General features: G+C 63.4%; 15 protein-coding genes and 3 tRNA genes. 4 read left to right on the top strand and 14 right to left on the bottom strand.

What is annotated here, in order from left to right; all coding sequences use genetic code 11:
- Positions 1 to 223: 223 nt before the first annotated feature.
- Positions 224 to 297 (bottom strand) — tRNA-Gly (locus tag OJJ21_RS00800).
- Positions 298 to 369: 72 nt separating this feature from the next.
- Positions 370 to 455, bottom strand: a tRNA-Tyr gene (locus OJJ21_RS00805).
- 144 nt (positions 456 to 599) lie between these two features.
- Here OJJ21_RS00805 and rlmB point away from each other — a divergent pair.
- Positions 600 to 1,793, top strand: a complete 1,194-nt coding sequence (gene rlmB / locus OJJ21_RS00810; protein ID WP_297682367.1) for a 23S rRNA (guanosine(2251)-2'-O)-methyltransferase RlmB — start codon at positions 600 to 602, stop codon at positions 1,791 to 1,793.
- A gap of 83 nt (positions 1,794 to 1,876) precedes the next feature.
- Here rlmB and bfr read toward each other — a convergent pair whose 3' ends face one another.
- The 5 genes from bfr to OJJ21_RS00835 all read right to left on the bottom strand — a co-directional run bounded on the left by bfr (position 1,877) and on the right by OJJ21_RS00835 (position 6,134).
- On the bottom strand, positions 1,877 to 2,359 hold the full coding sequence (bfr, locus tag OJJ21_RS00815) for a bacterioferritin (protein WP_297682369.1): 483 nt from the start codon (positions 2,357 to 2,359) through the stop codon (positions 1,877 to 1,879).
- A gap of 263 nt (positions 2,360 to 2,622) precedes the next feature.
- Positions 2,623 to 2,850 (bottom strand): (2Fe-2S)-binding protein, encoded by a 228-nt coding sequence (locus OJJ21_RS00820; protein ID WP_297682371.1) that lies wholly within the window; start codon positions 2,848 to 2,850, stop codon positions 2,623 to 2,625.
- A 12-nt stretch (positions 2,851 to 2,862) separates the two neighbouring features.
- Positions 2,863 to 3,393, bottom strand: a complete 531-nt coding sequence (locus OJJ21_RS00825) for a hypothetical protein (protein WP_297682373.1) — start codon at positions 3,391 to 3,393, stop codon at positions 2,863 to 2,865.
- Positions 3,394 to 3,538: 145 nt separating this feature from the next.
- Positions 3,539 to 5,113, bottom strand: a complete 1,575-nt coding sequence (locus OJJ21_RS00830; protein ID WP_297682375.1) for an alkaline phosphatase family protein — start codon at positions 5,111 to 5,113, stop codon at positions 3,539 to 3,541.
- 43 nt (positions 5,114 to 5,156) lie between these two features.
- Entirely contained in the window at positions 5,157 to 6,134 is a 978-nt protein-coding gene (locus OJJ21_RS00835; protein ID WP_297682377.1) for a Bug family tripartite tricarboxylate transporter substrate binding protein, read from the bottom strand.
- Between the two features lie 155 nt (positions 6,135 to 6,289).
- Here OJJ21_RS00835 and OJJ21_RS00840 point away from each other — a divergent pair, with 155 nt between their 5' ends.
- Complete coding sequence (locus tag OJJ21_RS00840) at positions 6,290 to 7,066, top strand: helix-turn-helix domain-containing protein (protein ID WP_297682379.1); 777 nt, start codon at positions 6,290 to 6,292, stop codon at positions 7,064 to 7,066.
- Between the two features lie 108 nt (positions 7,067 to 7,174).
- A tRNA-Thr gene (locus OJJ21_RS00845) sits at positions 7,175 to 7,249 on the top strand.
- Here the strand turns inward: OJJ21_RS00845 and OJJ21_RS00850 are convergent.
- Complete coding sequence (locus OJJ21_RS00850; RefSeq protein ID WP_297682381.1) at positions 7,237 to 7,659, bottom strand: nuclear transport factor 2 family protein; 423 nt, start codon at positions 7,657 to 7,659, stop codon at positions 7,237 to 7,239. The genes OJJ21_RS00845 and OJJ21_RS00850 overlap by 13 nt on opposite strands.
- A gap of 123 nt (positions 7,660 to 7,782) precedes the next feature.
- Here OJJ21_RS00850 and OJJ21_RS00855 point away from each other — a divergent pair, with 123 nt between their 5' ends.
- Entirely contained in the window at positions 7,783 to 8,013 is a 231-nt protein-coding gene (locus tag OJJ21_RS00855) for a hypothetical protein (RefSeq protein ID WP_297682383.1), read from the top strand.
- A gap of 105 nt (positions 8,014 to 8,118) precedes the next feature.
- On the opposite strand, the gene OJJ21_RS00860 is transcribed toward OJJ21_RS00855, so the two are convergent.
- The 6 genes from OJJ21_RS00860 to OJJ21_RS00885 form a co-directional block, all read right to left on the bottom strand.
- A complete protein-coding gene (locus tag OJJ21_RS00860) occupies positions 8,119 to 8,901 on the bottom strand; it encodes a DnaJ domain-containing protein (protein ID WP_297682385.1) in 783 nt (260 codons plus the stop codon).
- Positions 8,902 to 8,903: 2 nt separating this feature from the next.
- Entirely contained in the window at positions 8,904 to 9,593 is a 690-nt protein-coding gene (locus OJJ21_RS00865) for a VWA domain-containing protein (RefSeq protein ID WP_297682387.1), read from the bottom strand.
- 82 nt (positions 9,594 to 9,675) lie between these two features.
- Positions 9,676 to 10,968 (bottom strand): TRAP transporter large permease, encoded by a 1,293-nt coding sequence (locus OJJ21_RS00870; RefSeq protein ID WP_297682389.1) that lies wholly within the window; start codon positions 10,966 to 10,968, stop codon positions 9,676 to 9,678.
- Positions 10,965 to 11,513 (bottom strand): TRAP transporter small permease, encoded by a 549-nt coding sequence (locus tag OJJ21_RS00875; protein ID WP_297682391.1) that lies wholly within the window; start codon positions 11,511 to 11,513, stop codon positions 10,965 to 10,967. The genes OJJ21_RS00870 and OJJ21_RS00875 overlap by 4 nt, the downstream gene beginning before the upstream one ends.
- A gap of 103 nt (positions 11,514 to 11,616) precedes the next feature.
- Positions 11,617 to 12,609, bottom strand: coding sequence for a TRAP transporter substrate-binding protein (locus tag OJJ21_RS00880; RefSeq protein ID WP_297682393.1), 993 nt, complete (start codon positions 12,607 to 12,609; stop codon positions 11,617 to 11,619).
- Between the two features lie 242 nt (positions 12,610 to 12,851).
- On the bottom strand, positions 12,852 to 14,357 hold the full coding sequence (locus OJJ21_RS00885; RefSeq protein ID WP_297682395.1) for a tripartite tricarboxylate transporter permease: 1,506 nt from the start codon (positions 14,355 to 14,357) through the stop codon (positions 12,852 to 12,854).
- Position 14,358 lies beyond the last annotated feature (1 nt).

Raw genomic sequence — 14,358 nt, forward strand, 5'->3', positions numbered from 1 at the left:
CGATCGTACCAATGTTGCAATGCGGTTTCGTACGCTCAAACTTTGCCTTGGCCATCGCTCTATTCCTGTTGTCCGACCAGTTTCTGGCCGAAGTCCCCTGCGGGACCCCGGGTGGGTTGACGGGTGGCACCCGATCCTGCGCCGCGCCATTTCAGCGCCGTTCGCGTGACCGTTTGCCGCAGGCGGACCTCGCTTTACTCAACTGCGCGTCCGCCCAACAAGCTGGAGCGGGTGAAGGGAATCGAACCCTCGCAACCAGCTTGGAAGGCTGGGGCTCTACCACTGAGCTACACCCGCCGCTTCGCGTTACTCCTCAAGACACTCTACTAACCCTTTGACGCCTAAGCGTTTCCTGGTCAGCGCGGAGAATGGTGGAGGGGGCTGGATTCGAACCAGCGTAGGCGTACGCCAACGGATTTACAGTCCGTCCCCTTTAGCCACTCGGGCACCCCTCCAACCGGGCCCCCCGACTACCGAAGGGATATCCGCATGTCAATGGATAAACGCGACAAAAGCACCACCATCGCCCCCCAATCCTCAAACTTTTGAGGTGGGCGGCAATGTTGTTGCTTCTACCGCACCAAACTATAAGGGGCGCCATGTCTAGACGCAAGCCGGACGCCCGGAACCCCACCCGCCCCGCCGCCAAAGGCGGCTCCTCTCATTCCAAATCCCGGGACAAGCGCCCCGGAGCGGGGTCCGGCGAGCCCGGCCGCGCGAATCAGGCCCACGGCAAGGTCGCCTCCAAACCCGCCGGTTCCAAGCCCTATGGCGCCAAGCCCCGCCCCTACGGGTCGCAGGGCAAGCCGACCCGGGAAAGCCGCCCGGAAGGTCGGCCGGAGGGGCGCTCTGACCGCAGGGATGAGCGCCGGGACGACCGGCGCGAAAGCGGAAAACGGGACTTTGCCCCCAAACGGCCCGAAGGCCGCCCGGAGCGAGATTCGGGGCAGGCTACAGGACGGGATGCCGGCCGTGGCCAGGAGCAGCGTCATGGCGACCGCCATGGCGCCCATACCTCGGGCTACGGCGGCGATAAATTCGCTCCGCGCAACCGGGAATACCGCGGCGACCTGCCGGTCTGGCTCTATGGCAGCCATGCGGTGCTGGCGGCCCTGGAGAATGAGGAGCGCCTGATCCGCCGCATCCTGCTGACTCGCGAGGCCCGCGAGGCTTTGCAGGACCGCCTGCCCCGGCTCAGCCAGCAGCCGGAAACCGTCGACAAGCTGAAGCTCGACAACCTGCTGCCGCCCGGCGCCGTGCACCAGGGCATCGCCATGCTGACCGATCCGCTGGACGATCCCGGCGTCGAGTCGCTGAAAGAGCCGCTCGATGAAGAAGGTGGCCGCGAGGTCGTGCTGCTGCTCGATCATGTCACCGATCCGCGCAATGTCGGCGCCATCCTGCGCTCGGCCGCTGCTTTCGGCGCCCGCGCCGTGATCGTCACCGACCGCCATGCGCCGGAAGCCACCGGTGCGCTGGCCAAGGCGGCCTCGGGCGGCCTGGAAGTGGTGCCGCTGATCCGCGTGACCAATCTGTCGCGCGCGCTGGACCTGCTGGCCGAATACGGCTTCTGGCGTGTCGGCCTGGAAATGGAAACCGAGAAGAGCCTGGCCGAGGCGGTCAGCGACATCAAACGCGTGGCACTGGTGCTGGGCGCCGAGGATGAAGGCCTGCGCCGGCTGACGCGCGAGAAATGCGATTTTCTCGCCAGGCTGCCGATGACCGGTGCGGTGGAAAGCCTGAACGTGTCGGCCGCCGCGGCCGTCGCGCTCTATGAATGCGTGCGCGGCTGATCGCTACGCCAGGCGCAAGCCTGCCGCAAACAAAAAAAGGCCGGAGATCATCTCCGGCCTTTTTCATGTCCGTCGCGCCGATGTTACGACGGCGAGCCCTCGCCCATCTGCGACTGCAGGTAATTCTGCAGGCCGACCTTGTCGATCAGATCGAGCTGGGTCTCCAGATGATCGATATGCTCCTCGGTATCGTCGAGGATTTCGGTGAGGATTTCGCGACTGACGTAATCCTGCACGTTTTCGCAATGCGCGATGGCGGCGATCAGATCGACGCGGCCCTTGCGCTCGAGATCCAGATTGGCCGACAGGCCTTCCGGCACCGTCTCGCCGATCTTCAGCTTGCCGAGGTCCTGCAGGTTGGGCATGCCGTCGAGCAGCAGCACGCGCTCGATGATCTTGTCGGCGTGCTTCATCTCCTCGATCGATTCTTTGTATTCGTGATGGCCGAGCCGCTCGAAGCCCCAGCTCTTCCACATGCGGGCATGCAGGAAATACTGGTTGATCGCGGTCAGCTCATTCTTCAGCACGCCGTTGAGATGCTGGATGACCTTCTTGTCGCCCTTCATGGGAGGCTCCTCATGCTGAAAGGCGCGACTCGCTAACGAGCGCGCGGACTGGCACGAGGCTTACGCCCGGGTTTTCAAAGGCTCAAGAAAAATGCGTGAAATTACGAGTTAGTCGCAAAGAAAACCGCGATGCCCTCAGTATCTCTGCGACTTCCTCTCAATCGCTGCGCGACTGCGCATCATGCGCAGGACGATACGCGTGGAGAGCACAATGCCAAGGCTGGCTGCGGCAAACAGAACGAGTTCCAGCATGCTGCTGCCCATCAATCCGCCCCTTCCATTTCGGCAAAAGCACCGGCGGGGATCAGCGCGGCGGCGCCGTGCTGGGCCTCGCGATGTTCATGCAGCATGCAGCGCACGTCGGGCACGCATTTGCCGCATTGCGGGCGGTCGGCGAGATGACGATAGACCGCCGCCACCGATTTGCAGCCGTGCTTGATGGCGCCGCGCACATCGCCGTCCGTGAAACCATGGCAGAGGCAGATATACATCGGTCGCCTCCGTCAATGCAGACGCATGGCGACAGGCCGCGACAGCTTGGTCGTGCCGCGCGCCGCATTATTTGGACGCGTGCGGTACGGCAGGTCGTGGCCGCTGCCGGTCAGGCAATCGGCGAAATCTTCCAGGGCGGCGGTGAAACCGTCGACGCCCTCGCCGCGCATCAGCCATTGCGCCATCGCGCGGGCGGCGGCAGTGGCATCGTTCTGCAGGGCGGCGACGATGGAGATGATGCAGACTTCATCGGCGCCGAGGCAGGCGCAGCAGGGCTGATGATAGACGATGGTGCGGCGGGCATGCCGCGTCAGGCCGATCAGGGCGGCATCCAGCGCGATCAGGGCCGGACGAGCTTCCACCTGACGGAACTGGCGGTCGAATTCGCGCGCCAGCATCGGCAGGTGCTCGTGGCCGGACACCCAGCGCCGGAAGGCCCAGAGCACCAGGCGCTCGCCTTCGCTCAGTTCCTGCACGCTGGTCGGCCAGTGGCCGGATGCCTTGTGCTCGATCTGACTCTCGGCCCCGACAAAATCACGCATTGACACGCGGCACCCCATCGCAAATCAGAATCGTCTTGCAACTCATTCGCAGAGACAGTTTTAGCTTTATTGCGAGTGATTATCAAGTGCCTTGTGCAGCCCGGAAACCGCCGTTTTTCTCCCCGGGCCCATGTCAGAAGCCGGTTTACCAGACTCCGAACAGCATGCCGCGCGCCTTGGCCGTGCCGGTGCGCTTTTCCACCTCGGCATCCGACAGCGTGGTACGGATGCGGCGCTGGCGCAGCCAGTCGAACAGCCGGGCGGCCAGATCCGCGCGGATCGCCGCATGGTCTGGGCTCTCGCCCAGGTCGGTGTATTCGCCCGGATCGTCCCGCAGATCGAACAGCTGCGGCCGGAAACCGTCATAGGCGATGTATTTCCAGCGGTCGGTGCGCACCATGTAGGCACGCGCGCGGTCGGGCGGCAGGTTCAGGGTTTGCCGCGCCGGACGGAAGGCATAGTCGCATTCGCTGAAAGCAGCATCGCGCCAATGCGCCGCGCCCTGTCCGAACAGGCGCGGCAGCAGCGAGCGGCCCTCCAGCCGGTGCGGCTGCGGCGCACCGCCGGCCGCTTCAAGAAAAGTGGGAATCAGGTCGATGGCCTCGACGAAGGCATGATCCACCCTGCCCCGCGTCGCATCGGCAGCGGCGTCGGGATGACAGACGATCATCGGAATGCGCACGCTTTCCTCGTGGAACAGTTCCTTCTCGCCAAGCCAGTGATCGCCAAGATAGTCGCCATGGTCGCTGGTCAGCACAATCAGCGTATCCTGCATGCGGCCGGAAGCTTCGAGGAAAGCGAACAGGCGGCCGAGATGGTCGTCGAGTTGCTTCACCAACCCCATATAGGCCGGGATCACGGTCTCGCGCACCTCGTCGCGGCAGAAATTCACCGACTCCTCATGCTGCATGAAAGCTTCGACCACCGGATGCGGATTCTGCCGCTCGGCCTCGCGCCTGTGCGCCGGCAGAATCTGGTCGATGCCATACATGTTGTGATACGGCGCCGGCGCGATATAGGGCCAGTGCGGCTTGATATAGCTGAGATGCAGGCACCAGGGTCTGTCACCGGACTCGCGGATGAAATCGATCGCCCGGTCGGTCATGTAGGGCGTTTCGGAATCCTCCTCGCGGATTCGCGCCGGCAGATTGGCATTGCGCATGTACCAGCCGCTGAGGATTTCGCCATCCGGCCCTTCGGCGGCATTGGCGAAATCATGCCAGGGATTGTCCGAGACATAGCCCTTGTTGCGCAGCCAGGTGTTATAGGCCAGGTCGGGATCGAGCAACTGGTTCGGATGCAGGCCGTCGTCGCGCTCGACAGGCTCGAATCCGCATTCCGAGATCAGCACGCCGAGCGAGGACTTCGGATCGACGCCGAGCCGCTTCATCCCCTCGTCGTCACTTTTCATATGGGTCTTGCCGACCAGCGCCACGCGATAGCCGAGCGGCCGCAGATAGTCGCCCAGCGTCAGTTCCGTGGCACGCAGCGGCACGTTGTTGTAGGTCGCGCCATGGCTCGTCATGTAGCGGCCGGTATAGAAAGACATGCGTGACGGACCGCAGACCGGCGCCTGGCAATAGGCGCGGTCGAACAGGACGCCACGTTTCGCCAGTGCATCCATATGCGGTGTCTGTAATGTCGGATGCCCCGTGCATGAGAGGTAATCGGCCCGCAACTGGTCGGCCATGATGAACAGGATATTACGAACGGCAGCCATGATCTCGCACGCGTGATACTGGATATGAAGGCAGTGGCGCCGGTCAGTTCTCCGGCTTGAAACCCGATGCCGCCACGGCCGGAGCCCAGGCGGCGGAATCGCGCTGCAGGATCGTGCGCAGTTCCTCCGCGCTGGTGCCGGTGGGCTGCAGGCCGAGATTGGAGAGTTTGTCTCGTAGTTCGGGCGTCTTCAGGGCGGCGATGAGAATGTCACTGAGACGTTTGATAACCTCGACCGGCGTACCCGCTGGCGCAAACATGCCATACCAGGTATCGCCCTGGATTTTATAGCCGCTCTCGATGAAGGTCGGCACATCGGGCAGGAAGGGCGACCGCGCTGTGCCGGAGGTGGCGATGACGCGAATCTTGCCCGCCTTGTGCAGACTCATCAAATCGGGCGTGGTGCTCAGCACCATCGGCAGCTGGCCGCCGGCCAGGTCAGCGATGGCGCCGGCCGAGCCCTTGTAGCTGACATGCTGCAGGTCGATGCCCGCCGCCTGGCCGACCAGCACCATGAAGAAATGCGGCAGTGTGCCGGCGCCGGGCGTGCCGTAATTGGCCTGCGCCGGATTGGCCTTGCACCAGGCGACCAGCTCCTTGACCGATTTCACCGGCAAGGAGGGGCCAACCGCCAGCGCGAAATCCATCGTGCTGACCTGTGAGATGGGCATGAGATCCTTGATCGGATCATAGCCGAGGTCGCGATAGACATGCTGGTAGACCGCGACCGGCGCGATCGGCGTCAGCAGCAGCGTCTTGCCGTCGGGCGCCGCCGATTTCACCGCCTGCACACCTATCCTCCCTGCCGCGCCGGTACGATTGTCGACAAGCACCGGCTGATCGAGGCCAATGCGCAGCTTGTCCGCCAGCAGGCGTGCCAGCGCATCGCCGGAGCCTCCCGCGGTAAAGGGAAAGACGATCCGCATCGGCTGCGCCGCGAGCTGGGCCATGGCGCGGCCTGCAACCGATACAGTGGCCGCAGCAGCTGCCGTATAGGCCATCAAGGATCGACGGTTGATCATGGTTATTTCCTCCCTGTCATGCCGTCTCGCGCGGCTGTGGCGAAAGAGTGGACCCGGCTCCGGAGAAGCGGAACCCTCTTCCACCGGAGTTTCACCTGGTGTAACACTGCAGGAAACAAAATAAGGGAGGACTTGTGCAGGTTCGGGTGAAATCAGTGCGCGCACTCGCGCGCGGGCTGGATGTGTTCAAAGCGCTGCACAACCATCGCAGCGCCAGCCTGCAGGACCTGCATGACGAAACAGGGCTGGCCAAGCCAACCCTGCTGCGCATCCTGAAAACACTGGAGGAAGGCGGCGTTGCCCGCCGCTCGTCCAGAGACGGCCGTTATCGCGTCAGTGCCAGCGTGCGTTTCTTCGGACAGAATCTCGGCGTGGAAGACGCCATCGCCGAACAGGCCGCTCCGGTGCTGGACCGGCTGTGCCGCGACATGCTCTGGCCCTCGGACATCGCCGTCTACAAGGATGGCGCCATGGAGATCCTTGAAAGCAGCCGGCACCAGACACCTTTCATGGTGAATCGCGACCGCATCGGTTTTCGCGTCCATATGCTGATGAGCGCCATGGGGCGGGCCCATCTCGCTTTCAGCCCGGCTGCCGAACGGCGCGCGATCCTCACGCGGCTGAGCCGCTCAGGCGACCCGTATGACCATGCCGCCCGGAATCCGTCTGCCGTGCTGGCCGATCTGGCGAATGATCGCACGCGTGGCTATGCCGTGCGCGAGACCGGCTATGGCCGCTGGGGCATCGCCGAACGCAGCCAGGCCGATGCCATCGCCGTGCCGGTTCTGCAGGGCAGACGCGTGCTGGCCTGCCTGAGCCTGGCCTGGGCCGCCGGCGCCACCACGCGGACCGAGATGGTGGCCAGGCATCTTAGCCGATTGCAGGATGCCGCCGCCGAAATCGCCGGCCGCATTGCCGCCCCGGACCAGTGACCGGCACCACGAAGACGACGGAATTTTGCGATTTTCCCGCCACTGCCGCCGGATCGGCTTGCCCGCCGCCAGCAGCTCACGTAAACAGTCGCCGGACGCAGTGTCCGGGCCGGATTAGCTCAGCGGTAGAGCAGCGGTTTTGTAAACCGAAGGTCGGGGGTTCAATCCCCTCATCCGGCACCATTTTCCGCCAAATCTTCAGCATCCAGCACTGGCTCGCCCATGACGAACCAGGCGCGGGCGATCTTCGGCACCGGGTCGCTGCCGTCCCCGACCAGCTCATAGATCGCGATCACATCCACCCTGCCCGGCCCTTCCGGAAATGTGCGGCTCACCACCTCGCGGTCGACCACGGTATTGCCGACCACCATGCGCTGGAGCAGCCGGCCGAACAGGTTGGGTTCCTGGAACCGCAGCACATGCCGCGCGCGGATCGCAGCCGCACCATCGGCCAGCAGGGTCGCAGGATGGACATAGACCTGCGCATCGCCAGCCCAGAAGGCCATGAAGGCGTCGATATCCTTCGCGTTATAGGCATCGAGTTGTCCCTGCACCACGGCTTCGGCGACGGCGGGATCGATCGGCAATGTCATCGGGCGGTCCTGGAATCGAGGTCGTCCGTATTGTAGCGATGACGGCGAAGCGCCAGAACCGATGAATTGTCGGCATGCAATCATCGTCGCCGAAATGCCACATTGCATTGCTTAGCTGTCGGCATGCCGGATCGCGCGCATCTCACTGCTCTGTCGATTACACTGCTGCTGGCGTCGCTGCAGCCGGCAGCAGCGTCGACGCCTGCCGCCTGGCAGGGCCTGTTCGCCGAAGCCGGCCGGCGCTGCGCCGCCGCCAGCGGTCTGCTGGATGCGGCGGCCCTGGCACAGCCGGCGGATTTCGGCGACGAAGTGCTGGTTCTGGTCGGCGGGATGTGTGGCCGCAGCCGCATATGAAGCAGGCGCCGGCGCATCTGCTCTGCCGCTACAGCAAGGCCAGCGGCGAAGCGACGCTGATAGAACTGCCGGCCGACTGGCGCGTGCAGTTGCGCTGACACGGCGCTAGTCGCCCAGCAGCAGGTCCTTGGCGCGGTTGATCTGCGCCGCCAGGAAGGTCGAGCCGCCCTGGTCGGGGTGGAATTTTTTCATCAGCCGGCGATGCGCCGCGCGGATCTCGGCGTCCGCAGCGCCCGGCTGCAGGCCCAGCACCTCCCAGGCCTGTTCGCGGGTCATGGCGCCATTGGCAGCCGGCGATGCAGTTTCGCCGGCATCACCGCTGGCGGCGCGTTCGCGCCAATCCTCACCGATGCTGCGATCCAGATAGGCCTCCAGCAGGGCGGCAGCCTGATTGTCGCTGCCGCGGCAATCGCGCAGCAGCAGAATCAGTTCCTCAAAACCCAGCGACGACAGGCGCCGCCCGGCATGGCGGCCCTGCAGCACATCGCCATCCATGCGGCCGGTGGCATGATCGAGCTGCATGCGCAGCCAGCCGGTTTCCACCGTCGACTGCTGGCCGGAGCCGCTGCTGCCCCGGCCATCGATATCGTCCTGGCCGGTCCGCGCTTTCTGCCAGCCGCTGCCCAGGCCGCGACCGCCGAACAGGTTACTGAAAGGCAGAAGGCTGCGCGGCAGATAGCCCAGCGCGGCGGCCGCCACCGCCCCCAGCATCATCGCCATGTCGAAACGGCCGCGGACGAGAAAAAACACTGCCAGCCCGCCACAGATCACAGCGGCAGCGATCTTGAGTATCCTGGCGAGGAATTTCGGATCGGCATTGACGAAGCCGCGCGCGCCCAGCAGCAGCAGGATCACACCGACGACGCCGAGCGCGAGATAGGCGATCATGGCTACCGCATCTGTCCGATCAGGGCCCGGACTTCGCGACCCGAGCCGGCGGCAAAATTCTCCAGCGCGCGATAACCGCCGGCGGCATAGACCGCCACAGCCGAAAGCAGTTCGCGCAGGGTTGCGGCGCTGGAGGCATCGAAGCTGCAATAGGCACCCCGCGTCAAACGGGCCATATCCTGGAAGCAGGCCCTGGCGCGCGGTTCCGCCCCTTCCTGGAAGGCGAAGATCGGCACGCCGAGCAGGCCCAGTTCGCCGGCCCGCATGGCGACATCGTCCGGGCTTTCCTCCAGGCAATCGCCGACATAGACCAATGCATTGATCCGGCGCTCGCGCCCTTCGGCCAGGGTGTGCTTGAGCACGCGCTCGACCTGGGTATGGCCGCCGACGCATTCGACCTGACGCATCAGCCGCAGCATGGCATTGGCTTCCGACACCCAGGCAGACGCCTTGCATTCGCCGAGGCCGCGGAAAAAAACGAGCTGGATATCGAGACCGCCAAGCGCCGCCGTGGTGCGGAACATCTCGGCCTGGATACGCTGCGCTTCGTCCCAGGTGGCGCGGCGGCTGGCGGTGGCATCCATGGCAAAGACCAGCCTGCCGCGGCCATCGGCCGCCGGCGCTGCCCGCGGGCTCAAAGCCACCTGGCGCAAAAACGCCTCGACCTCATGGGTCGAGGCCCGGGTCGGCATGCGATTGTCCTTGTCCATAGCCCTCAGGATATAGGGTGCGTCACGCTAAAGCAAAACACCCCGTAAACCGGCGCCGGGAGGTTTATTTGCTGGCGGGCCCGAACAGCAGGTCGGGCAGCCAGGTGGACATGATCGGGACGTAGGTCGTGATAATCAGGAAGACCAGCAGAATGGACAGCCAGGGCAACGCCGCACGCACCACCTGCAGGATCGGCATTCCGGTGATTCCGGAGGTGACGAACAGGTTCAGTCCGACCGGCGGCGTGATCATGCCGATCTCCATATTCACCACCATGATGATGCCCAGATGCACCGGATCGATGCCCAGTTCCATGGCGATGGGAAACAGGATCGGCGCCAGGATCAGGATGATCGCCGAGGGTTCCATGAAATTGCCGGCGATCAGCAGCAGGATGTTGACCACGATCAGGAAGGTCCAGGGCTGTAGCCCCCAGGCCACGATGGTTTCGGTGATGGCCTGCGGAATCCGTTCGGTGGTCAGCACATGAGCAAAGAGGAAGGCATTGCAGATGATGAACATCAGCATCACCGTGGTCTTGCCCGCCTCGAGCACCACACGCGGCACGCGCGCGAAGGACATGTCCTTGTACACGAACACCGCCACGATAAAGGCATAGACAGCCGCCACTGCCGCTGCTTCGGTAGGCGTGAAGATGCCACCATAAATGCCGCCCAGGATGATGACGATCAGCATCAGCCCCCAGCTGGCGTCGCGGCCGGTGCGCAGCCGTTCCGCCCAGCTGGAGCGCTGCTGACGCGGCAGATCGAGAATCCGGGCCGAAACATACACCGCCGCGATCAGCATCAGCCCGAGCAGAATGCCCGGGATCACACCCGCCATGAACAGGCGACCGACCGAGGTTTCAGTGGCGGCGCCATAAACCACCATCACGATCGAGGGCGGGATCAGAATGCCGAGCGTGCCGGCATTGCAGATCACGCCAGCCGCATATTCCTTGCTGTAACCCGTACGCACCATGCCGGCGATCACAATGGAGCCGACGGCCACCACGGTGGCCGGCGAGGAGCCGGATACGGCGGCAAACAGCATGCAGGCGATCACCGAAGCGATGGCCAGGCCGCCATAGGTATGGCCGACGCAGCTGATGGCAAAATCGATCATCCGGCGCGCCACGCCGCCCGTAGTCATGAAAGCGCCGGCGAGAATGAAAAAGGGAATCGCCAGCAGGGTATACAATTCCATCGTCGCAAAGAATTTCAGCGACAGCGAGGCCAGCGAATCCTGGGCGAACAGCATGATGGTCAGCACACTGGACAGGCCGAGCGCGATACTGATTGGAATACCGAGCGCCATGAAGACGAACAGGGCGACGAACAGGAAAAGCGTGGTCATCGGCCGGGCCCCTCGTCTTTCTGGCCCTCGTCCTTCAGCCGGGCAGCTTTTTCGGCTTCATATTCGGCGGCATGGGCGCGCAGCACTTCCGCCGCCTCATCGCCCAGCAGCTCCGTCTGGTGTCCGCGCAGAATGCGCCAGGTCGTCTGCAGCAGACGCCAGCCGAGCAATCCGAAACCGATCGGCAGGATGATGGCCAGCAGCCAGCGTTCGACCGCGATATCCTCGGCCTCCACGCCCAGCATGTGCATGGTATCGACGTAGCGATAGCTGCCGATCAGCAGGATCACGGCATAGGCCAGGCAGAGCAGGCTGGCGAGCAGCCCGATATGGCGCTGCGCCCGTGGCGGCAGCAGCTTCACCACCACATCGATGCCGATATGGAACCCGACCTTGACGCCGTAGGAGATGCCGATCAGCACCAGCCAGGCGAACATATAGGTGGTGACTTCCAGCGCCCAGACGAAGCCGGAATTGAACACATAGCGCGCCACCACCTGGGCGAAGGTAAGCAGCGTCATAGCGGACAGGAGGAGGATGATCATCCCCTCCTCCAGCCGGTTCATGATTTTTTCAATCACAGCTTATTCCCGGTCCCTGCATGCCGAATCGCGGTGTCGCATCCCCCCGGGCGACACCGCGTCGGAATCAGCTTGCCTTGTTGGAGGCGAGCGCTGCGTCCAGCAGGTCCTTGCCGATATCGGGCTCGAACTTCTGGTAGACCGGCGTCATTGCCTTGCGCCAGGCGAGCTGCTGCTCCTTGGTCAGGGTGACGATCTCGGTTTTGCCGGAATCGATGATACGCTTCTTGTCCTGCTGGTTGATGTCTTCCGCCAGCTTGTTGGCAAAGACGGTGGCATCCGCCATGGCCTTTTCGACCACCGGCTTGACGTCCTTGGGCAGGCCATCCCAGAACTTGGTATTGGCGACCACCATATAGTCGATCACGCCGTGGTTGGTTTCGCTGATGTATTTCTGCGCTTCGTGGAATTTCTGTGAATAGATGTTCGACCAGGTGTTTTCCTGACCATCCACGGTGCCGGTCTGCAGCGCCTGATAAACTTCGGCGAAGGCCATCTTCTGCGGGTTGGCGCCGAGCGCCTGGAATTGCGCCAGCAGCACATCCGACGGCTGGATGCGGAATTTCAGGCCCTTGGCATCCTCCGGCGCCCGCAGCGGCTTGTTGGCCGACAACTGCTTCATGCCGTTATGCCAGTAGGCCAGGCCGGTATAGCCCTTGCTCTTCATCGAGCTGAGCAAATCCTGCCCCATCTTGCCCTTCTGGAACCGATCGATCGCGCTAATATCGTCGAACAGGAAGGGCAGATCGAAGACCTGCAGCTTCTTGGTGAATTTGTCGAATTTGGACAGCGACGGCGCGATGATCTGCACATCGCCGAGCAGCAGGGCTTCCATCTCCTTGGCGTCGCCGAACAGCTGCGAGTTGGGATAGACCTCGACAACGACCTTGCCCGGCAGCCGCTGTTCGACCAGACGCTTGAATTCCAGCGCGCCCTTGCCCTTCGGGGTGGCATCGGCAACCACATGGCTGAACTTGATCTTGATCGGATCGGCCGCCTGGGCCACACCGCTTGCCGCACCAACGGCCAGCACTGCCATCATGGCAATTGCGTATCGCATCCTGTTTCCTCCCGCTTTTCACGCGGCATGGCCGGCGTGAAGCTCTCGCTGTTGGCGATGATTTGCGCTCCCTGACACCCGGGTCACCCGGTGCGTCGGGGCAACAATACCAGATGGAGAAGCCCGGGCAACCATACTAATTATGCTTGGTCTCCATGCTGCACATGCACAGGCCTGGCCGCATAAAAAAAACGCCGCCGGGATCAACCGGCGGCGTTGGTGACGTTGCAGAAGATCGCGCTTCAGCCCTCTTCGGTAAAGGCCTCGTCGCGTTTTTTCCGGATCGAGGGCAGCAGCACCACGATCAGGCCGATCACGGCCATCGCCAGCATGGTGGCGCTGATCGGCCGCTCGATGAAGACCATCGCATCGCCGCGCGACAGCACCATGGCGCGGCGCAGGTATTCCTCCATCATCGGACCCAGAATGAACCCGAGCAGCAGCGGTGCCGGCTCGCAGTCCAGCTTCGACAGCACATAACCGAGCACGCCGAACACCGCCATCAGGTAAATGTCGAAGCCGGAATTGTTCAGCGAGAACACGCCGATCGCGCAGAACACCAGGATGGCCGGATAGAGCAGGTGATAGGGCACGGTGAGCATCCGCACCCACAGCCCGATCATCGGCAGGTTCAGCACCACAAGGAAAAAGTTGCCGATCCACATCGACACGATGATGCCCCAGAACAGTGCCGGCTGTTCGGTCATCACCTGCGGACCGGGCTGGATGCCCTGGATGATCATGGCGCCGATCATCAGTGCCATCACCGGATTGGACGGAATACCGAGCGTGAGCATCGGGATGAAGGACGTCTGCGCGCCGGCATTGTTGGCCGATTCCGGCGCCGCGACACCTTCGATGGCGCCCTTGCCGAACATCTTAGAGTTCTTTGAAACCTTCTTCTCCAGCGAATAGGCTGCAAAAGACGCCAGCATGGCGCCACCACCGGGCAGGATACCGAGCGCCGAGCCCAGTGCAGTGCCGCGCAGCACTGCCGGCGTCATCTGCTTGAAGTCGGCCCATGTCGGCAACAGGCCGCTGATCTTGCGGGTAAAGACGTCGCGAACCTCTTCGTTCTCCAGATTGCGGATGATTTCGCCGAGACCGAACATGCCCATGGCGACGATCACGAAATTGATGCCATCGGCCAGTTCCGGCACATCGAAGGTGAAGCGCGGCGTACCCGAGGTTACATCGGTGCCGACCAGGCCAAGCAGCAGGCCGAGCAGGATCATGGCAATCGCCTTGGGCAGCGAGCCGTGGGCAAGCACCACCGAGGCAACAAGCCCCATCACCATCAGCGAGAAGTATTCGGCCGGACCGAATTTCAGCGCGACCTCGGCCAGCGGCGGCGCGAACAGCGCCAGCAGAAAGGTCGCCACCGTACCGGCGAAGAAGGAGCCAAGCGCTGCGGTCGACAGAGCAAGACCCGCCTTGCCCTGTCGCGCCATCTGATAGCCATCGAGGGCTGTCACCACCGAGGATGCTTCGCCCGGCAGATTGATCAGGATCGCCGTGGTCGAACCGCCATACTGGGCACCGTAATAGATACCGGCGAGCATGATCAGCGCCGAAACCGGCGGCAGGCCGAAGGTGACCGGCAGCAGCATGGCGATGGTGGCGGTCGGGCCGAGACCGGGCAGCACACCGATCAGGGTGCCGACGAAGACGCCGCCCAGGCAGTACAGCAAGTTGATCGGCGTCATCGAGACTTCGATGCCGATCATCAAATTGGAAAGCAGTTCCATG

Origin of the sequence: Ferrovibrio sp., from assembly GCF_025869515.1 — a bacterium.
In the GTDB taxonomy this organism is placed as follows: Bacteria; Pseudomonadota; Alphaproteobacteria; order Ferrovibrionales; family Ferrovibrionaceae; genus Ferrovibrio.